At 74.7% G+C, this 17,934-nt stretch carries 23 protein-coding genes; 12 read left to right on the top strand and 11 right to left on the bottom strand.

Annotated features, from left to right (window positions below):
* Nucleotides 1-923: AMP-binding protein (locus VK640_05690; protein ID HTE72675.1), on the top strand; the 923-nt coding region annotated here is incomplete at its 5' end.
* 73 nt (nt 924-996) lie between these two features.
* Here the strand turns inward: VK640_05690 and VK640_05685 are convergent.
* Complete coding sequence (locus tag VK640_05685; protein HTE72674.1) at nt 997-1,101, bottom strand: CGNR zinc finger domain-containing protein; 105 nt, start codon at nt 1,099-1,101, stop codon at nt 997-999.
* Between the two features lie 419 nt (nt 1,102-1,520).
* Between VK640_05685 and nhaA the strand changes: the two genes are divergently transcribed.
* The 4 genes from nhaA to VK640_05665 are packed head-to-tail and all read left to right on the top strand — an operon-like array spanning nt 1,521 to nt 4,792.
* Entirely contained in the window at nt 1,521-2,801 is a 1,281-nt protein-coding gene (gene nhaA, locus VK640_05680; GenBank protein ID HTE72673.1) for a Na+/H+ antiporter NhaA, read from the top strand.
* Between the two features lie 59 nt (nt 2,802-2,860).
* Nucleotides 2,861-3,310: a phage holin family protein gene (locus VK640_05675; protein HTE72672.1), complete on the top strand. Its 450-nt coding sequence runs from the start codon at nt 2,861-2,863 to the stop codon at nt 3,308-3,310.
* Nucleotides 3,311-3,362: 52 nt separating this feature from the next.
* Nucleotides 3,363-4,238, top strand: a complete 876-nt coding sequence (locus tag VK640_05670; GenBank protein ID HTE72671.1) for an alpha/beta hydrolase — start codon at nt 3,363-3,365, stop codon at nt 4,236-4,238.
* Nucleotides 4,235-4,792: a DUF309 domain-containing protein gene (locus tag VK640_05665; protein HTE72670.1), complete on the top strand. Its 558-nt coding sequence runs from the start codon at nt 4,235-4,237 to the stop codon at nt 4,790-4,792. Before VK640_05670 ends, VK640_05665 begins: the two co-directional genes overlap by 4 nt.
* Nucleotides 4,793-4,934: 142 nt before the next feature.
* Here VK640_05665 and VK640_05660 read toward each other — a convergent pair whose 3' ends face one another.
* The 4 genes from VK640_05660 to nth are packed head-to-tail and all read right to left on the bottom strand — an operon-like array spanning nt 4,935 to nt 8,186.
* The gene (locus VK640_05660; protein HTE72669.1) at nt 4,935-6,116 is read right to left on the bottom strand and encodes a MarP family serine protease; all 1,182 of its coding nucleotides are present in this window, start codon (nt 6,114-6,116) and stop codon (nt 4,935-4,937) included.
* Nucleotides 6,113-6,823, bottom strand: a complete 711-nt coding sequence (locus tag VK640_05655) for a CoA pyrophosphatase (GenBank protein HTE72668.1) — start codon at nt 6,821-6,823, stop codon at nt 6,113-6,115. The genes VK640_05660 and VK640_05655 overlap by 4 nt, the downstream gene beginning before the upstream one ends.
* A complete protein-coding gene (locus tag VK640_05650; GenBank protein HTE72667.1) occupies nt 6,820-7,440 on the bottom strand; it encodes a TlpA disulfide reductase family protein in 621 nt (206 codons plus the stop codon). Before VK640_05650 ends, VK640_05655 begins: the two co-directional genes overlap by 4 nt.
* A gap of 14 nt (nt 7,441-7,454) precedes the next feature.
* Nucleotides 7,455-8,186 carry an endonuclease III gene (nth, locus tag VK640_05645; protein HTE72666.1) on the bottom strand — a complete coding sequence of 244 codons (732 nt, stop codon included), beginning with the start codon at nt 8,184-8,186 and terminating at the stop codon, nt 7,455-7,457.
* A 176-nt stretch (nt 8,187-8,362) separates the two neighbouring features.
* Here nth and VK640_05640 point away from each other — a divergent pair, with 176 nt between their 5' ends.
* Together VK640_05640 and VK640_05635 are read left to right on the top strand one after the other, a co-directional pair.
* Nucleotides 8,363-8,893 (top strand): hypothetical protein, encoded by a 531-nt coding sequence (locus tag VK640_05640; GenBank protein ID HTE72665.1) that lies wholly within the window; start codon nt 8,363-8,365, stop codon nt 8,891-8,893.
* 80 nt (nt 8,894-8,973) lie between these two features.
* Nucleotides 8,974-9,684: a Crp/Fnr family transcriptional regulator gene (locus tag VK640_05635; GenBank protein HTE72664.1), complete on the top strand. Its 711-nt coding sequence runs from the start codon at nt 8,974-8,976 to the stop codon at nt 9,682-9,684.
* Between the two features lie 142 nt (nt 9,685-9,826).
* Here VK640_05635 and VK640_05630 read toward each other — a convergent pair whose 3' ends face one another.
* Together VK640_05630 and VK640_05625 are read right to left on the bottom strand one after the other, a co-directional pair.
* Nucleotides 9,827-10,648, bottom strand: a complete 822-nt coding sequence (locus VK640_05630; protein HTE72663.1) for an MBL fold metallo-hydrolase — start codon at nt 10,646-10,648, stop codon at nt 9,827-9,829.
* A 26-nt stretch (nt 10,649-10,674) separates the two neighbouring features.
* Nucleotides 10,675-11,484, bottom strand: a complete 810-nt coding sequence (locus VK640_05625; GenBank protein ID HTE72662.1) for an NUDIX hydrolase — start codon at nt 11,482-11,484, stop codon at nt 10,675-10,677.
* Between the two features lie 112 nt (nt 11,485-11,596).
* On the opposite strand from VK640_05625, the gene VK640_05620 reads away from it, so the two are divergent.
* Entirely contained in the window at nt 11,597-12,301 is a 705-nt protein-coding gene (locus tag VK640_05620; GenBank protein HTE72661.1) for a MerR family transcriptional regulator, read from the top strand.
* On the opposite strand, the gene VK640_05615 is transcribed toward VK640_05620, so the two are convergent.
* Nucleotides 12,251-12,712, bottom strand: coding sequence for a RidA family protein (locus tag VK640_05615; GenBank protein HTE72660.1), 462 nt, complete (start codon nt 12,710-12,712; stop codon nt 12,251-12,253). The two genes, VK640_05620 and VK640_05615, sit on opposite strands and share 51 nt — an antisense overlap.
* Nucleotides 12,709-12,867 (bottom strand): DUF4177 domain-containing protein, encoded by a 159-nt coding sequence (locus VK640_05610; protein ID HTE72659.1) that lies wholly within the window; start codon nt 12,865-12,867, stop codon nt 12,709-12,711. Before VK640_05610 ends, VK640_05615 begins: the two co-directional genes overlap by 4 nt.
* Nucleotides 12,868-12,911: 44 nt before the next feature.
* Between VK640_05610 and VK640_05605 the strand changes: the two genes are divergently transcribed.
* Nucleotides 12,912-13,700, top strand: a complete 789-nt coding sequence (locus tag VK640_05605) for an SDR family oxidoreductase (protein ID HTE72658.1) — start codon at nt 12,912-12,914, stop codon at nt 13,698-13,700.
* Complete coding sequence (locus VK640_05600; protein ID HTE72657.1) at nt 13,697-14,515, top strand: alpha/beta hydrolase; 819 nt, start codon at nt 13,697-13,699, stop codon at nt 14,513-14,515. Before VK640_05605 ends, VK640_05600 begins: the two co-directional genes overlap by 4 nt.
* Here VK640_05600 and VK640_05595 read toward each other — a convergent pair.
* Nucleotides 14,505-14,987: a GNAT family N-acetyltransferase gene (locus tag VK640_05595; GenBank protein HTE72656.1), complete on the bottom strand. Its 483-nt coding sequence runs from the start codon at nt 14,985-14,987 to the stop codon at nt 14,505-14,507. The two genes, VK640_05600 and VK640_05595, sit on opposite strands and share 11 nt — an antisense overlap.
* Nucleotides 14,988-15,030: 43 nt before the next feature.
* Here VK640_05595 and VK640_05590 point away from each other — a divergent pair, with 43 nt between their 5' ends.
* Both VK640_05590 and VK640_05585 read left to right on the top strand, forming a co-directional pair.
* Complete coding sequence (locus VK640_05590; protein ID HTE72655.1) at nt 15,031-16,020, top strand: ArsA-related P-loop ATPase; 990 nt, start codon at nt 15,031-15,033, stop codon at nt 16,018-16,020.
* Nucleotides 16,017-17,156, top strand: coding sequence for an ArsA family ATPase (locus VK640_05585; protein HTE72654.1), 1,140 nt, complete (start codon nt 16,017-16,019; stop codon nt 17,154-17,156). The genes VK640_05590 and VK640_05585 overlap by 4 nt, the downstream gene beginning before the upstream one ends.
* A 280-nt stretch (nt 17,157-17,436) precedes the next feature.
* Here the strand turns inward: VK640_05585 and VK640_05580 are convergent, their stop codons facing one another.
* Entirely contained in the window at nt 17,437-17,748 is a 312-nt protein-coding gene (locus VK640_05580; protein HTE72653.1) for a WhiB family transcriptional regulator, read from the bottom strand.
* Nucleotides 17,749-17,934: the final 186 nt, after the last annotated feature.

The raw sequence follows: 17,934 nt of genomic DNA, 5'->3' as shown, positions 1-17,934 counted from the left end.
TCTACACGGCGCCCACGGCGATCCGCACCTTCATGAAGTGGGGCGAGGAGATCCCCGCCGAGCACGACCTGTCGTCGTTGCGGCTGCTCGGCTCGGTCGGCGAGCCGATCAACCCGGAGGCCTGGATCTGGTACCGCCGGGTCATCGGCGGCGACCGCACCCCGGTCGTCGACACCTGGTGGCAGACCGAGACCGGCGCCATCATGATCAGCCCGCTGCCGGGCGTGACGGCGGCCAAGCCGGGGTCGGCGATGACGCCGCTGCCCGGCATCAGCGCCGACGTCGTGGACGAGCAGGCCCAGTCCGTGTCGAACGGCGGTGGCGGCTACCTGGTCCTCACCGAGCCGTGGCCGTCGATGCTGCGCGGCATCTGGGGTGACGACGAGCGCTACAAGGAGACCTACTGGTCGCGCTTCAAGGAGCTCTACTTCGCCGGCGACGGCGCCAAGAAGGACGAGGAGGGCCACATCTGGCTGCTCGGCCGGGTCGACGACGTGATGCTGGTGTCCGGCCACAACATCTCGACCACCGAGGTGGAGTCGGCGCTGGTGTCGCACCCGAAGGTCGCCGAGGCAGCCGTGGTCGGCGCGACCGACCCGACGACCGGGCAGGGGATCGTCGCGTTCGTGATCCTGCGGGGCGACGCCGCCGACGCGGTCGCCGACGACTCCGAGGCCGGCGAGGCGGTCATCCAGGAGCTGCGCCAGCACGTGTCCAAGGTGCTCGGCCCGATCGCCAAGCCGCGCCAGGTGCTGCTCGTCGCCGAGCTGCCCAAGACCCGGTCCGGCAAGATCATGCGGCGGCTGCTGCGTGACGTCGCCGAGCACCGCGAGATGGGCGACGTGACCACGCTGGCCGACCCGACGGTGATGAACCTGATCGGCCAGGGCCTCGACAAGGGCAAGGGCGGCGGGGACGAGTAGCCCACCCGCCGCATCCCGGGCTGGCGGGCGTACGGGTCAGGAAGTGACCCGCTGACCTGCCAGTTCGAGCAGATCAGCCGGCGGCGGCCTTCTTGCGGGCCCGGTAGGCGCGGGTCTTGGCCTTGTTCCCGCAGCCCCACTCGCACCAGGCCCTCGACCGGTTCTTCGTCTGGTCCAGGTGGGCCCAGCGGCAGTCGTCGGGCCGAGCAGATCTTCAGCGCCCGCACGCGGCGACCGGCCAGCCCGTGACCGGCCAGCCACGAGGTGAGCTGGGCGGTGGTGGTGAGGTCGTCCATCCCCTCGTCGTGCTCCTCGGGTTGACGAACGCCACCAGGTCGGCAGGGGACTCCGGTGGGCCAGCGCCCAGCTCACGATCATGGAGAAGCTCCAGCACGACCTGGGAGCGCGCGACCACCAGCCTGCACGCCGACCAGCGACCCGACCGGCCCGACCGGCCCGACCGGTCCACCCCGCTCAGCTCGCTGCAGCGGGCGCTCACCGGCCGAGGGGCCGCGACGGCTCGCTAGGGTGAGTCGCGGTGCGCCGGGAAGTCTGGTCGGCAGGACGATCCGTCACGTCCCCGTCCGGAGGAGTCGCGTGTCCCGTTCACGGCCCGGCGCCCCGGACTTCCTCCGTCTCCCCAGCTGGCCCGAGAGCCGCTTCGTCGCGGAGGCGCTGCGCCAGGAGACCCTGGGCGGCGCCCTGCTCATCCTGGCCACCGTCCTGGCCCTCGTCTGGGCCAACTCGCCCTGGGCCTCGGCGTACGAGTCGATCCGGGACACCCACATCGGTCCGGCCGCCATGCACCTGGACCTCACGGTCGGCGAGTGGACCGGCGAGGGACTCCTGGCGATCTTCTTCTTCGTCGCCGGCCTCGAGCTCAAGCGCGAGCTGGCCCTGGGCTCCCTGCGTCGGCCGGCCGAGGCCCTGCTCCCCGTGGCGGCCGCGCTCACCGGGATGGCCGTCCCGGCGCTGATCTACCTGGCCTTCACCCACGGCACCCCGGCCGCGCGGGGGTGGGCCATCCCCACGGCGACGGACATCGCGTTCTGCCTCGCCGTGCTCGCGATCGTCGGGCGGCGACTGCCGTCGGCACTGCGCGCGTTCCTGCTCACGCTGGCCGTGGTCGACGACCTGGTGGCCATCGTCATCATCGCCGTCGCCTACAGCTCGGGCGTCCAGCCGCTGCTGCTGCTCGGCTCTGCGGCGGCCCTGGCCGGCTACGGCCTCGCCCAGCGGCAGCGGGTCGACACGTGGTGGGTCCTGGTGCCGCTCGCGCTGCTCGCCTGGGGCCTGATGCATGCGGCGGGCGTGCACCCGACCGTCGCGGGGGTCGCGGTCGGCCTGCTCACCCGGGTGCACCGTGACGACCCGGACCAGCGGAGCCCGGTCGAGCGGTTCGAGCACGCGTGGCGGCCGGTGTCCGCCGGGCTGGCGGTTCCGCTGTTCGCGCTGTTCAGCGTGGGCATCGCGCTGTCGGGCGACGCGCTGTCCGCGGCGGCGACCGACCCCGCGGCCGTCGGTGTCGTCGTCGCCCGTATCGTCGGCAAGACGGTCGGCGTCTTCGCGGGCGCGTACCTGGTGGCCCGGGCGACCGCGGCCCGGCTGAGCCCGGACCTGGTGTGGGCGGACGTCTTCGCGGTCTCCGCCCTCACCGGCATCGGTTTCGCCGTGCCGCTGCTCGTCAGCGACGTCGCGTTCGGCGCGGGCAGCGCCCAGGACGACCGGATCACCGCGGCCATCCTCGTCGCGGCCCTCGTGGCCGCGCTGCTCGGCGCTGCTCTGCTGCGACTGCGGCACCGGCACTACGACCGGCTGGTGGCCGAGGAGGACCGGGACGACGACGGCGACGGCGTCCCGGACGTGTACCAACGATGACCGGGCGGGCAGACTGCCCCTCGACGACCGGCCAGCAGCCAGCAACGGAAGGCCTCACCATGACCGCGACCAGCCCAGGCCCCAGCCCCAGCCCCAGCACCGAGCAGACGCTCGGCGCGCTCGTCGTCAACGCCAGCCGCGACCTGTCCGCCCTGGTCCGGAGCGAGATCGAGCTCGCCAAGGCGGAGCTGCGCGCCGAGGCCAAGCACGGTGCCGCCGGCGCCGGGATGTTCGGTGCCGCCGGCTTCCTCGGTCTCCTCGCGGTGGTCCTGCTGAGCATCGCGGCGGCGTACGGCCTGGTCGCTCTCGGCCTGCACCCCGGCTGGGCGTTCCTGATCGTCGCCGTCGCCTACCTGCTGGTCGGCGCGCTGCTCGTGCTCCTCGGCAAGCGGCTCATCAGCAGGGTGGGCCCGCCGGAGCGGACGATCCGGACCAGCAAGGACACCGCGACGTTCCTCAAGAGCCCGCGCTCCGACGGGTCCGCCGGTGCGCCGACGACGCAGCGCTGAGCCGCCGCCGGACGCATCTGTCGCCCGGGTCGCCGGGCCGTGGGAGCACCACATGGTCGCCGCCAACGGCGCCCGGTTCCACGTCGCGGTCTCCGGCGAAGGGCCGCTCGTCCTGCTCCTGCACGGGTTCCCGCAGTTCTGGTGGGCCTGGCGGCACCAGCTTCCCGAGCTCGCGGGCCGTGGCTACCGGGCTGCGGCGATGGACCTGCGCGGCTTCGGCGCGAGCGACAAGCCGCCGCGCGGATACGACCCGCGGACCCTGGCCGAGGACGTCTCGGGGGTGGTCCGGTCGCTGGGCGAGCGCGACGCCGTCGTCGTGGGCCTGGGGCTCGGCGGCCTCGTCGCGTGGACGCTGGCGGTCGTGCATCCCCGGCAGGTACGTCGCCTGGTCGCCGTGTCCATGCCCCACCCGCGGCGGCTGCGCCGGTCGCACCTGACCGACGCCCGGCAGCTGCGGGCCAGCCGGCACGTCATCGGCTACCAGCGGCCGGTCCTCCCCGAGCGCGGGCTGGTCGCCGACGATGCGCAGCAGGTCGTCGACCTCCTGCACGACTGGGCCGGGCCCGGCTTCCCGGACGCCGAGGCCGAGCGCCGCTACCGGCAGGCCGCGCAGATCCCCGGGGTGGCCCACTGCGCGCTGGAGTCCTACCGGTGGGCGGTCCGCTCGATCCCCCGCCCGGACGGCCTGCGCTACGCCCGCCGGATGGCCAGCCCGGTGACGGTCCCCACCCTGCAGGTGCACGGCTCCCTCGACCGCTGCGTGCTGCCCACCAGCGCCCAGGGCTCCGGCCGCTACGTCGAGGCGCCCTACCGCTGGCACCTGATGGAGGGCGTGGGGCACTTCGCGCCCGAGGAGGACCCGTCGACGTTCGTCTCGGTCGTCGGCGACTGGCTGGCCGACCCCGGGCCCGAGCAGGGCCGGCCGTGACCGCCGGCGATCGAGACCGCGACCGCGACCAAGCCGGCCGGGCGCGGTCCGCCCGGCCGCGCGACGGGCTCGGCCGGCCGCTGCCGCACGACGCGGCCGACGCGACCGGTTGGGACAGCGCGGCCGGCGCGACCGGCTGGGACGGCGCGACCGCCTCGACCGGCGCCGTGGAGCGGGTACCGGACGACCTCGTGCTGCCGCCGCTCGAGTCGCTGGCCGAGGCGCAGCGGCTGCTCGACGCCGGCCGCCCCTTCCACGCCCACGAGGTGCTCGAGGGCACCTGGAAGGCCGCCCCGGAGCACGAGCGCGAGCTCTGGCAGGGCCTGGCCCAGCTCGCCGTCGGGCTCACCCACCGGGCCCGCGGCAACCCGGTCGGGGCGGCCCGCCTGCTCGAGCGGGGAGCCACCCGGGTGGCCGCCTACAGCAACGAGGCGCCGTACGGCATCGACGTGACCGGGCTGGTCGACGCCGCGCGCCGGATCGCCGCGGAGCCGCTGACCGCCGACGAGCCGCCACGCACCCTGCGCCTGCGCGTCAACAGCCCGCCCGCCTGACGCAGCGACCTGGACCGACTCCGATCAACTCGCAGCGACTGTGGCTTGCACACCGCTGTCGACCCGAGTTGATCATGGTGCCGTGATCAACTCGGGTGGGGCGAAGGGCGAAGCGGGCGGCACGCGGGGCGGGGCGGGGCGGTCAGGCGCAGGCGCCGGTGTCCACCTCGGCGATGCGACCGGCACCGCGCCGGGCCAGCGGCCGCACCTCGTCGGCGGTGAGGGCGTAGCCGGTGTCGGCGTCGTCCAGGGACTTGGCGAAGATCATGCCGTAGACGTCGCCCCGGAGGCTGAGCAGAGGGCCGCCCGAGTTGCCGGGCTCGACGACCGCGTAGAGCGAGAACACCTCACGGGTCACCTGGTCGCGGTGGTAGATGTCCGGTCCGCGGGCGTCGATGGTGTCGCGGATCCGCGCCGCCTCGAGCCGGTAGGGCCCGCCACCGGGGAAACCCGCGACCACTGCGTCGTCCCCGCGGCCGCCCGTCGGGTCCAGGTCGAGGGGGTCGGCCCGCAGGTCGGGCACGTAGAGCACGGCGACGTCCCGGCTGGGGTCGTAGAGGACGATCCGCGCGTCGTAGGTCCGGCCGATGCCGCCGATCTGCACCTGCGGGTCGTCGACACCGGCGACGACGTGCGCGTTGGTCATCACGTGCTGGGCCGCGTAGACGAAGCCGCTGCCGTCGAGCCGCCGGCTGCAGTCCTCCGCCGTCCCCACCACCTTGACCACGCTGGGGCCGGCCCGGCGGACCGCCCGGTTGCCGGTGATGCCCGGGGTCGGCGGCTCCACCGGGCGGATCTGCTCCGGGGCCAGGCCGGCGAAGACGGTCGGCAGCCCGTTGTCGTCGAGCACCCGGCGGAACGACGAGAACAGGGTGTGCGCCTGGTCGGGCACCACCTCGTCCATCGCGGTGATGACCCGCGAGTCGCTGATCTGCCGCGACAGCGTAGGGACCGGGCCCGGTCGCAGCGCGCTGGCCAGGAACCAGGTGACCAGCAGCATCGCGACGACGCTCACGAACGCGCCGAGACCCGCGTCGACGACCCGCACCGGGCGCCAGGTCAGCCGGTCGCGGACCAGCGAGCCGAGCCAGGCCAGCGTCGCCTGGCCGACCGTCGCCGCCAGCAGGACGATCGAGATGGCCAGCACCGACTGGGTGATCCCGGCCTCGAGGCCGGACACCAGGGCGGGCGCGACGAGCAGGCCGCCGACTCCGCCGAGGATGAAGCCGGCGAACGCCAGGACCCCCACCACGAAGCCCTGCCGGTAGCCCGAGAAGGCGAACGACGCGGCGGCGAGGAGGAGCAGGACGTCGAGCCAGTTCACCGGCTGCCCATCTCGCGGTCGATGCGCTCCAGCACCTCGGCCGGCAGGTCCTCGACCCGGGTGCGGTCCCACGGGAGTTCCCACCCGGCGAGGCGCAGCATCCGGTCCAGCAGCCCGGCCGTGAACCCCCACACGTAGAGCCCGGCGGCGTCGAACGCCGCACCGGTGAAGCCGCTCGGGTGCCGGGTCACGAACCGGTTGGCCGGGTCGAGCAGGTCCGCCAGCCGCACCCGGTGCACCGACGCGACCTCGCCCTCGTCCACCACCGACACCGGCGACGGGTGGCGCCACCAGCCGAGCACCGGGGTCACGACGTAGTCGCTCACCGGGAGGAACAGCGCCGGCAGCGTGCCGACGACGGCGACCCCGGCCGGGTCGAGGCCGGTCTCCTCCGCCGCCTCGCGCAGCGCCGCCCCGACCGGACCGTCGTCGTCCGGGTCGATGCCGCCGCCGGGGAACGCGACCTGGCCGGCGTGGCTGCGCAGCCCGTGCGAGCGCTCGATCAGCAGCACGTCCGCACCGGGCACGCCGCCCGCCTCGTCGCCGGCGAAGAGCATCAGCACCGCCGACTCCCGGCCACCCTCCTCGGGCGGCAGGAAGCGGCTCAGGTCCTCGGGCCGGGCGGTCCGGGCCGCGTCGGCGAGCGGGCTCAGCCAACCGGGCAGGTCGGCCGGCGGCGTCGCCGGGACCCCCGAGGCGGTGGTCACAGCCGCACGCCCAGGTACTGCTCGACCAGGCCGTCCAGCTCGTCCTGCGAGGTGATCTCGCCGACCTTGCGCCCGACGACCTTGCCGTCGGCGCTCACGAAGAAGGTCTGCGGGGGCGCGGTGGCACGCAGCCGCGCGACGGTCAGGTCACCGTCGCCGTCGTGCGCCGAGGGGAACGGCACGCCGAAGTCGTCCTCGGAGGTGCGGCCCTGAGCCCGGGTCGCCTTGTAGTGGACGCCGAAGAAACGCAGCCGGTCGCCGGCACGGTCCATCGCGTCGGCGAACAGCGGCATCTCGCGGTCGCAGTTGGTGCACCACGCGGCCCAGACGTTGAGCACCGTGGGAGTGCCGCGCAGGTCGGCCAGGTTGACCGAGGGACCGTCCTCGAGACAGGGCAGATCGAGGTCCGGCAGCCCGTCGTCGCGCGGTTGTGCACGGTCCAGCTGCGGGCACGTGCGGTCCGACGACGTACGCCCGACAGTGCTCGGCTGAGCCGTCGCCGCGCGGTCGGCCGGCCCGCCGCCCTCACCGGAGCCGCTGCACCCGGCCAACGACACGACGGCGAGCAGTGACAGCGCCGCGGCCGCCGCACCCGCGCGACCCGACCGGCGCGGCACGGTGCGCCGCCACCTCACGACGAGACCGCCACCTGTGCCTCGCTCTTGAGCAGCTTCGCCGCCTTGGCCGCGTCGACCTCCCCTTCGCCGTAGGCCGGGCACAGTGCCGCCACCGGGCAGGCGCCGCAGGCCGGCTTGCGGGCGTGGCAGCACCGGCGGCCGTGCCAGATCAGCCAGTGGCTGAGCATCGTCCAGTCCTTCTTCGGGAACAGCACGCCGACCTCGGCCTCGACCTTGTCGGGGTCGGTCTGCTCGGTCCACGCGAAGCGCCGGGCCAGCCGGCCGAAGTGCGTGTCGACGGTGATGCCCGGGACGCCGAACGCGTTGCCCAGCACGACGTTGGCCGTCTTGCGCCCGACTCCCGGCAGGGTGACCAGGTCCTTGAGCCGGCCGGGCACCTCGCCGTCATAGCGCTCGACCAGCGCCTGCCCCAGCCCGATCAGCGCGTTGGTCTTGGCCCGGAAGAAGCCGGTCGAGTGGATCAGCTCCTCCAGCTCGGCGCGGTCGGCGGCGGCATAGTCGGCGGCCGTCGGGTAGCGGGCGAAGACCTTCGGCGTGACGATGTTGACGCGCGCGTCGGTGCTCTGCGCCGACAGGATCGTGGCGACCAGCAGCTCCAGCGGGGTCGTGAAGTCGAGCTCGCAGTGCGCGTCTGGGTAGGTCTCGGCCAGGACCCTCGCGATCCGGCGGGCCCGCCGGGTCCGGCCGAGCGACGTCTCGTCCGAGACGTCGCTGGCTCTGGGCACTCCCCGGGTGCCGCCGCGCCTGCTCACCCGGGAGAGCCTACGGTCCGCCCCGACGGGTTCCTCAAAAGGCGGTCAAGTCCGTGCGGCGTCCGGGTGACACCGGGTCAAGCACGCGGCGGGTGCCGACGATTCGACCAGCGTTACCGGCACCCTGCCGCCGGACGGAGGACCACGACGTGACCACGACCCATGCGGCCGACCCGCGCGCCCGCCGGCGCACCGCCGCCGGCGGCCAGCCCCCACGCCGGCCCGCGCAGCGCGCCCCCGAGCTGGCGCCGCTGGCCCTCGACGAGCTGCGCACCTACCGGCAGGAGCTGATCACCGAGGAGGCCCGGGTCTCCTACTGGCGGCGCCTGGTGCAGGCCCGGCTCGACCTCGCAGTCGACGACGAGACCGCCCTCGGCCGGCTGCGCACCGTCCTCACCGACCAGCAGCGGGCCAGCCGACGGCTCGCCGTCCAGCCCCTTGACGGGCACGTCGAGATGCCGCCGGTGCCCGACCTGGCCGTTCTCTGGGAGCGCGAGGGGTGCGCCGAGGTAGCAAGCCGGCTGGCCGACGCCGAGCACGAGTTGTCCGCCTACCGGCGCGGCCTGCACGAGCGTCTGGACGCCGCGACCGGCGAGCTGATCGCGCGCTACCGAGAAGAGCCCTCGCTGGCCCTGCGGGCGCTCCCCCTGCCGCCCGACGCCGGGGTAGGCGTGGCCTGACGCCTCCTCTCTCGGCACCCCGCCGGCCGGTGCGGCAGACTGAAGCCAAGTCGAGCAGGGGGGCTGGTGAGAGGACGCACGTGGACGAGCAGCAGGGCCAGGGCGCGCCAGCCGGGGCAGCGGGACCGCTCGGCGGCTCGCCCCTCTTCGCCGCCCTCGACCCCGAGGCCCAGGACGCCCTTCAGCGCCGGATGGACGTGGTCAAGCTGGGCCGCGGCGAGACCCTCTTCGCCGAGGGCGACCGCGGTGACCGGCTCTACATCGTCACGACCGGCAAGGTGAAGCTCGGCCGCACCGCCGCCGACGGGCGCGAGAACCTGCTCGCGGTCCTCGGGCCCGGGGAGATGTTCGGCGAGCTGTCGCTCTTCGACCCCGGGCCGCGCACCGCCACGGCGACCGCCGTGACCGCGACGACACTGTCCGGCCTCGGCAACGACGCGCTCGACCCGCTGCTCAGCCAGCGACCCGAGGTCGCCGGCCGGCTGCTGGCCGCGCTGGCCCGCCGGCTGCGGCGCACCAACGAGGCGATGGCCGACCTGATCTTCAGCGACGTTCCGGGCCGGGTGGCCAAGGCCCTGCTCGACCTGGCCCAGCGCTTCGGGGTCGAGACCGAGGACGGGCTGCGGGTCACCCACGACCTCACCCAGGAGGAGCTGGCCCAGCTGGTCGGCGCATCGCGCGAGACCGTCAACAAGGCGCTGGCCGACTTCGCCTCTCGCGGCTTCCTGCGGCTCGACGGCCGCGCCGTGGTGATCCTCGACCTGGACCGCCTGACCCGCCGCGCCGGCTGACGGCCAGTCCTCCTGCCTGATCGTCTGCGACGCGATCTGGCGCGACACGCCGCGGTGTCGGCGTGTCGGGCCTCCCGGTGTCGCAAACGATCACCAGGGCGGACGGGGCATCGGCTGGGCGGACCGTGCATCGGCTGAGCGGTCAGGCCCCGCTCTCCGCGGCGAGGTAGTCGAGCTGGGCCCGCACCGAGAGCTCGGCGGCCGGCCACAGGGCCTCGTCCACGTCGGCGTAGACCAGCCGCACCACCTCGGGGGCCGTCGTCGCCCCGTCGGCCACCGCCCGACGCACCTGGACCAGACGCGCCTCTCGGTGGGTGAGGTACTCGCCGGCCAGCGCGGCCGCGTCGGGGCGCACCGGCCCGTGCCCCGGCAGCAGGGTGACCGGTCCGAGCGCGGCGACCTGGCGCAGCGAGTCGAGGTACGGCGCCAGCGACCCGTCCGGGTGGGCGACCACCGTGGTGCCCCGCCCGAGCACGGTGTCGCCGGTGAGCACCGCCCGGCGCCCGGCCGACTCGACGACGAAGCAGACCGAGTCCGACGTGTGGCCGGGCGTGAGCAGTACCTCGACCGCCAGCCCCTCCGCGCCAACGCCGCCCGACCCGTCCGCCGCCGAGCCCGCCGCCGCGCCGGCCCCGTCCCACTCGACCGGCCCAGCCACCAGCGGCTCGTCGGTCGCGATGCAGTGCGCCGGGTCGAGCGCCCGCACCGGCGCACCGGTCAGCTCGTGGAACCGCGGGGCGCCCTCGGCGTGGTCGGGGTGGCCGTGGGTGAGCAGGACGAGCGCCACCTCGCCCTGGCCGGCCACACTGGCAACAGCGTGCAGGTGCTCCTCGTCCGGCGGGCCCGGGTCCACGACGACGACCCGACCAGCGTCGAGGCGCAGGACGTAGGTGTTGGTGCCGTCGAGGGTCATCGGACCCGGGTTGTCGGCCCGGACCAGCATGCACCAGCCGGGCAGCGGCATCGGCTCCGGGCCCGGGGCGCTGACCGTCACTCGACCACCAGCCGCAGCGCGCCGTCGGTCTCGACCAGCCGCGGGAGGATCGGCCGCAGCCGCCGGGGCGCCGCCAGGGCAGCGGCCACGTCGGGGTAGGCCGCCAGGTCGCGCAGCGCCTCGATCGTCGGCGGCAGCATCGCCATCTCCCCGGCCTCGTGGGCCCGCACCGCTGCCGCCACGCCGACCCAGGTCGCGTGGTCGGCCTCGCCGCTGATGTCGCGCGCGCGCTGCCCGGCCGGCAGCGCGGCGGCGAAGAAGCGGGTGTCGAAGCGCCGCGGCTCGAACTCGGGGGTGATCCAGTGCGCGAAGGGCGCGAGCAGGTCGCTGCGCAGCACCAGCCCACGCCGCTCCAGCAGCCCGGACATCGACAGCGAGCGGTCCAGCAGGGCGAGGCGGTCGCGCTCCCACTCCTCCGCCGTGGTGTCGCCGACCACCGAGCCGGTCGACGGGCCGGTCGACGGGCCGGTCGACGGGCCGGCCAGCAGCACGCCCGACTCCTCGAAGGTCTCGCGCACCGCCGCGCAGACCAGGGCCCGGGCGAGCGGCTCGTCGCAGCCGAGCCACCGGGCCCACTCGTCGGGCGCCGCCCCCGCCCAGGCCGGCGAGGCGTCCCCGTCGCGGGAGTCGACCGACCCGCCGGGGAAGACATGCATGCCCGCCGCGAACGCCATCGATCCGGTGCGCCGCAGGAGGTAGACCTGCAGACCCCCCGGGGTATCACGCAGCAGGATGACCGTGGCGGCGTGCCGCGGTGCCACCGTCTCGCGCGGGCCGGCCAGGTAGGCCAGGGCCCGTTCGCGCAGCGGCCCGGGCACTGCGTCGGGGGCATCCACCACCCGGTGATGGTACGGGCCCGTCCCACGCCGCCGGTACGGTCGGACGGTCGCTGCCAGGGGGAACGCCGAGGGGAGTCGCGTGGCCGAGACGATGACCATCGCCGAGCTGGCGGAGCGGTCCGGGCTGACGGCCCGCAACATCCGCTCCTACCAGTCGAGGGGCCTGCTCTTCGGGCCCGAGATCCGCGGCCGGGTCGCGCACTACAACGGGGCCCACCTGGCGCGGCTGATGCTGATCGGCTCGCTGCAGCGCGAGGGCTTCACCCTGGCCGCCGTCAAACGGCTCATCGAGTCGCCGGGCGACTACAGCGCCATCGTGGCCGACCGGCGCCGCCGGTTCCGTGAGGGCAGCTCCGACATCACGACGACCGTGCCGATCCCCGAGGAGCGGATCCAGGCCCTGCTGCCCGACCTGCCCGAGGACCTGACCGAGACCGGCCTCGCCTGGCGCGACGGCGACGGGCACCTGGTCAGCCACACGGTGCTCGTCGGTGTCGGCCGGATGCTGGCGACCCAGGGCGTCTCGCTGGACGTGGTGACCGCGCTGCAGCTCGAGGCGGCCCGGACGGCTGCCGGGCTCGGCGCCAAGCTGCGCGAGCACCTCGACGCCCAGCTCGACCCGGGCATCGAGAGTCGCGAGGAGCGGATGACCGACCTGGCCCGGGTCGCCGTCCAGCTCAGCGCGACGGCGTACGAGATCGCCTTCCTGCAGGCCGCCCGCCGGCAGCCCGGGCTAACCGACCTCGACGACCAGCTCGACCTCGACGGGGACGTCGAGCGGTAGCACCGCGACACCGACCGCGCTGCGGGCGTGGACCCCGGCGTCGCCGAACACCTTGCCGAGCAGCTCGCTCGCCCCGTTGGCCACACCGGGCTGGCCGGTGAAGCCGGGCGCGCTCGCGACGAAGACGACCACCTTGACGACGCGACGTACGGCCGAGAGGTCACCGACCTCGCCCCTGATGGCGGCCAGCGCGTTGAGCGCGCACGCCGCTGCAGCCTCGGCCGCGACCTCCGGCGTCACCTCCGCGCCGACCTTGCCGGTCGCGACCAGCTCGCCGTCGCGGCGGGGCAGCTGACCGGCGGTGAACACCAGGTCGCCGGTGCGGACGGCCGGGACGTACGCCGCCAGGGGCGGTGAGTCCGACGGCAGGGTCAGACCCAGCTCGGCGATGCGCTCCTCGGGGGTGCTCACGGCTTCTCCCGCTTCAGGTAGGCCACGACCTGCTCGCCGCCGCCGGGCCCGGGCACGACCTGCACGAGCTCCCAGCCGTCCGCGCCCCACGTGTCGAGGATCTGCTTCGTCGCGTGCACCAGCAGCGGCACGGTGGCGTACTCCCACTTCGTCATGCAGGGACCCTAGTGGGCGGTCGGTCAGGGGCCATACTGCGCGGATGCCGACGTCCGCCGACGCCTCGCCCGCCATCGGAGACCGCCGGGTCGCGCTCGTCACCGGCGCCGGCCGGGGCATCGGTCGCGGCGTCGCCGTCCGCCTGTCGCGCGAGGGCTACCGGGTCGCCCTCACCGCGCGCAGCGAGGACGAGCTGCGCGTGACCGCCGACCTCTGCGCCGGCGAGACGCTGGTGCTGACCGCCGACCTCCTCGACCCGGCGGCGCCGGACCGGCTGGTGGACGAGGTCGAGCAGGCGTGGGGCCCGCCCTCGGTGCTGGTCGCCAACGCCGGCGAGGGGCTGTCCGCGCCGATCGCCCGGTTCCCCGACGACGTGTGGGAGCGCCAGCTTGCCCTCAACCTGACGGCGCCGTTCCGGTGCGTACGTCGCGTGGTGCCCGGCATGGTCGACGCCGGGTGGGGCCGGCTCGTCGTGGTGGCGTCGGTGGCCGCCAAGCGCGGCGAGCCCTACATCGCGGGCTACACGGCGGCCAAGCACGGCGTGCTCGGCCTGGTCCGCTCGGTGGCCGCCGAGCTCGCGCGCACCGGTGTCACCGCCAACGCCGTCTGCCCGGCCTACGTCGACACGGCGATGACCGACGGGTCGGTGGCGACGATCGTCGCCCAGACCGGCCGCACCCCCGAGGAGGCCCGGAGGATCCTCGAGCGCAAGCAGCCCATCGGCCGGCTCATCACCGTCGACGAGGTGGTCGACGCCGTGTGGTTCTGCGTGGTCAACGGCGGCGTCAGCGGTCAGGGGCTCAACGTCGACGGCGGCGCGGTGCAGGGGTGACCCAGGACGTCCTGTCCCGAGCCGCGCGCCCGCCGGACCTGACGGTCGACTACGGCCCACGGCCCGACCACCTGGCCGACGTGCGGCTGCCACCCGGCAGCGACCCGGCGCCGCTGCTCGTCGTCGTGCACGGCGGCTTCTGGTCCGCCGCGTGGGACCGCGCGCACGCCGGACCGCAGAGCGAGGGGCTGGCCGACGCCGGCTTCGTCGTGGCGACCGTGGAGTACCACCGGGCGGGGATGCCCGGGGGTGGCTGGCCCGGCACGTTCGACGACCTGGCCACGGTGGCCGACCACGTGCCGCGGCTGGTCGCCGCGGCGGCGCCCGGCCGGGTGTCGGCGGACGTGTCGCCGGTGCTGGTCGGGCACTCTGCGGGCGGTCACCTGGCGCTGTGGGCGGCCAGCCGGCACCGGCTGCCCGGCACGTCGCCGTGGCACCGGCCGACGCCGGTGCCGCTGGCCGGCGTCGTGATGCTCGCCGGCATGGCGGACCTGGTCGACGTCGAGCAGCGCGGTCTCGGCGACCACGCGGCGCGGGCGCTGCTCGGGGGCGGTCCGGCGGCGGTGCCGGAGCGCTACGCCGAGGCCAGTCCCGCGCAGCGGCTGCCGTCGGGCGTCCGGACCGCCCTGGTGCACGGCGCGGCCGACCCCACGGTGCCGGTCGGGTGCAGCCGGACGTACGCCCTGAGGGCGGCCAAGGCCGGCGACGACGCGATGCTGCACGAGCTCGAGGGGGTCGGGCACTTCGAGCTGATCGACCCGCTCTCGGTGGCCTGGCCGACCGTGCTCGCGGCCGTGAAGCGGGTCAGCGGATGAGCTGCCAGTGGCCGTCGCGCTCGTCGACCAGGCGGAAGCCGAGCCGCTCCAGCAGCCGCCGGGACGCGTCGTTGCCGACCTCGACGTCGGCGGTCAGGGCCCGCACCTCGGGCAGCCCGGCCAGCCAGTCGGCCATCACCCGCACCGCCTCGGTGCCGAGCCCCTGCCCGCGGAACGGCGCGGCCAGCCCGTAGCCGATCTCCTGCCGTCCCTCGTCGTCCGGCGGGCCGGCCGTGCCGCAGTCGCCGACCACCCGGCCGTCGTCGGCCAGCGTGACGAACCAGCCGCCGCCCTCGGACCAGTCCGGCCCGCCGTGCTCCACCCACATCCGCAGCCCGTCGGCGGTGTCGGCGTGCGGGTAGCCCGGCGCGAGGTCGAGCCCTGGGTCGCGGCCCTCGAGCAGTGCACGGGCCTGCTCCATGGTCTGCGGCACGAGGACGACGCGCCCGGCGCGCAGGGTCGGTTTCGGCACGGGCGCCACCGTAGGCCGCTGACCTGCTCGTTAGGCTCGGCGGGTGGCGAGCCGGGAGTCCGACTGGGAGGGCGTGCGGCTGCACGTCGTCACCGGCAAGGGCGGCACCGGCAAGACCACGGTCGCCGCCGCACTCGCCCTGGCGCTGGCCGGGGAGGGCCGCCGGACGCTGCTCGTCGAGGTCGAGAACCGCCAGGGCATCGCCCAGCTCTTCGACTCGCCGCCGCTGCCCTACGAAGAGCGCAAGGTCTCGGTCGGGCCGGGCGGGGGCGACGTGTTCGCGCTGGCGATCGACCCCGAGGAGGCCCTCCTCGAGTACCTCGAGATGTTCTACCGGCTGGGCCGTGCCGGACGCGGCCTGCGCCGGATCGGGGCGATCGACTTCGCGACGACCATCGCGCCGGGCATGCGCGACGTGCTGCTCACCGGCAAGGTCTACGAGGCGGCACGACGCCGCAAGGGCACCGAGCCCGTGTACGACGCGGTGGTGCTCGACGCGCCGCCGACGGGCCGGATCACCCGGTTCCTGGGGGTCAACGAGGAGGTCGCGGGGCTGGCCCGGGTCGGGCCGATCCGCGGCCAGGCCGACTCCATCATGTCGCTGCTGCGCAGCCCGATGACCGCGGTGCACATCGTGACCCTGCTCGAGGAGATGCCGGTCCAGGAGACCGCCGACGGGGTCACCGAGCTGGCCAAGGCCGGGCTGCCGGTCGGCGGCATCGTCGTCAACGCGGTGCGGGTGCCGCTGCTCAAGCAGGCCGAGCTCACCGCGGCCGCCAAGGGTCGGCTCGACCGCGCCGAGCTGGCCGAGGGGCTCGCCGCCGCCGGCGTCAAGGTCCGCGACCCGGGCGTCGACGCCCTGCTGGTCGAGGCCGCGGAGCACGCGGCCCGGGTCGCGCTGGAGAAGAGCCAGCGCCGGGCGGTCAAGACGCTGCAGCGGCCGACGTACGACCTGCCCTTGCTGACGGGAGGCGTCGACCTCGGCGCGCTCTACCAGCTCGCGGAGCACCTGTGCCGGCAGGGCATGGCATGAGCGCCGCGCCGAGCCGGACGCTCGACCTGGACGCGGTGCTCGCCGACCGGTCGACCCGGATCATCGTGTGCTGCGGCGCCGGAGGTGTCGGCAAGACGACCACCGCGGCGGCCCTCGGCCTGCGGGCCGCCGAGGAGGGCCGCACGGTCGTGGTGCTGACGATCGACCCGGCCCGCCGGCTGGCCCAGTCGATGGGGCTCTCCGAGCTCGACAACAGCCCCCGCCGGGTCAAGGGCGTCGACGAGTCCAGCGGCGGCTCGCTGGACGCGATGATGCTCGACATGAAGCGGACGTTCGACGACGTCGTGTTCGCGCACGCCACGCCCGACCGGGCCCAGATGATCATGGAGAACCCCTTCTACCAGTCGCTGTCGTCGAGCTTCTCCGGCACGCAGGAGTACATGGCGATGGAGAAGCTCGGCCAGCTGCGGGCCGAGGACCGCTGGGACCTGATCGTCGTCGACACCCCACCGAGCCGGTCGGCGCTGGACTTCCTCGACGCGCCGAAGCGGTTGGGCTCGTTCCTGGACGGGCGCTTCATCCGGGTGCTCATGGGCACTGCCAAGACCGGCGGCCGGGCTTACCTCAAGGTCGTGGGCGCCGGTCTCAACGCGATGACCTCCGTGCTCACCAAGGTGCTCGGCGGCCAGGTGCTCAAGGACCTGCAGGCGTTCATCGCGGCGCTGGACACGATGTTCGGCGGCTTCCGGGAGCGGGCTGACGCGACCTACCAGCTGCTGCAGGCGCGCGGCACGTCCTTCGTCGTGGTGGCCGCCCCGGAGCGCGACGCGCTGCGGGAGGCGTCGTACTTCGTCGAGCGGCTGGGCGAGGAGCGGATGCCGCTATCCGGCCTGGTGCTCAACCGGGTGCACGCCTCCGGCGCGACCGGGCTGTCGGCCGACCGGGCGGCCGCCGGGTCCGAGACCCTCGACGAGTCGCGTTCCCACCCGCTGGCGGCCGGCATCCTGCGGCTGCACGCCGAGCGGATGCGGCTGATCGAGCGGGAGCAGTCGTTGCGGGGGCGGTTCACGGCCGCGCACCCCCGCGTACCGGTGGTCGACGTGGCCGCCCAGCCCGGCGACGTGCACGACCTGGCCGGCCTGCGGCTGGTCGGCGAGTCCCTCGCCGGCGCCTGAGCCGCGCCTACTCAGCCACCCCCGGCCACCTCCGGCCACCCCCGGCCACCTCCGGCCACCTCCGGCAACCATGATCGTTTGCGACGTGGACGCGCCCGACACGCCGAGGTGCCCGGCGTGTCGAGGCGGCTGGTGTCGCGAACGATCATGCAGGTGCGGCGGGTGGTGCACGCCGTCGGCGGTACGTCGCCAAGCCCCCCGGACAGCAGAAACGGGGCGGTCCTCCCCTCCACAAAGGGACCGCCCCGTCATCGCTCTCCCGTCGGGAGCTGCTCTCTCGCTACATGGCGACCTGGAGGTCCACCGCAGCGATCAGCCCACGCTCGTACTCGTCACGCGCCGTCTCGAGGAGGGCACGCCACGAGGTGACGTTGGGTCGGCGACGGAGCAGCGCTCGGCGCTCACGCTCGGTCATCCCGCCCCAGACGCCGAACTCGACCCTGTTGTCCAGGGCATCGGCGAGGCACTCGGTCCGGACCGGGCAGCCCATGCAGACGGCCTTCGCGCGGTTCTGCGCGGCCCCCTGCACGAACAACGTGTCCGGGTCACTGGTACGGCAAGCCCCCCGCGAGGCCCAGTCGTCTGCCCACATGCTGTCCGTCCTTAGTGCAGTGCGCCCCCCTTGGCGGGGTGTGCGCCGTGGTGCGTCGTGCTGAGGACGGTACGGATCCGGACACCTCGGGCAACAGAACCGTTCGGCCCAATCTGATCTAGTCAGTACGGACTACGGCTGGAGCCCGCATGGACGCGAACCCCTCCCGCCACCCGTACCCTTGTG

Source organism: Actinomycetes bacterium, from assembly GCA_035489715.1.
GTDB lineage: Bacteria > Actinomycetota > Actinomycetes > JACCUZ01 > JACCUZ01 > DATHAP01.
Note: the sequence above shows the minus strand (reverse complement) of the source record. Positions and strands in the feature narration are given on the sequence as shown.

Coding starts and splice junctions, on each gene's coding strand:
- VK640_05675 (HTE72672.1), top strand. CDS start 2,861: ATGACCGCGACCAGCCCAGGCCCCAGCCCCAGCCCCAGCACCGAGCAG.
- VK640_05670 (HTE72671.1), top strand. CDS start 3,363: ATGGTCGCCGCCAACGGCGCCCGGTTCCACGTCGCGGTCTCCGGCGAA.
- VK640_05630 (HTE72663.1), bottom strand. CDS start 10,648: ATGCCGCTGCCCGGCTGGTGCATGCTGGTCCGGGCCGACAACCCGGGT.
- VK640_05610 (HTE72659.1), bottom strand. CDS start 12,867: ATGACGAAGTGGGAGTACGCCACCGTGCCGCTGCTGGTGCACGCGACG.
- VK640_05605 (HTE72658.1), top strand. CDS start 12,912: ATGCCGACGTCCGCCGACGCCTCGCCCGCCATCGGAGACCGCCGGGTC.
- VK640_05585 (HTE72654.1), top strand. CDS start 16,017: ATGAGCGCCGCGCCGAGCCGGACGCTCGACCTGGACGCGGTGCTCGCC.
- VK640_05580 (HTE72653.1), bottom strand. CDS start 17,748: ATGTGGGCAGACGACTGGGCCTCGCGGGGGGCTTGCCGTACCAGTGAC.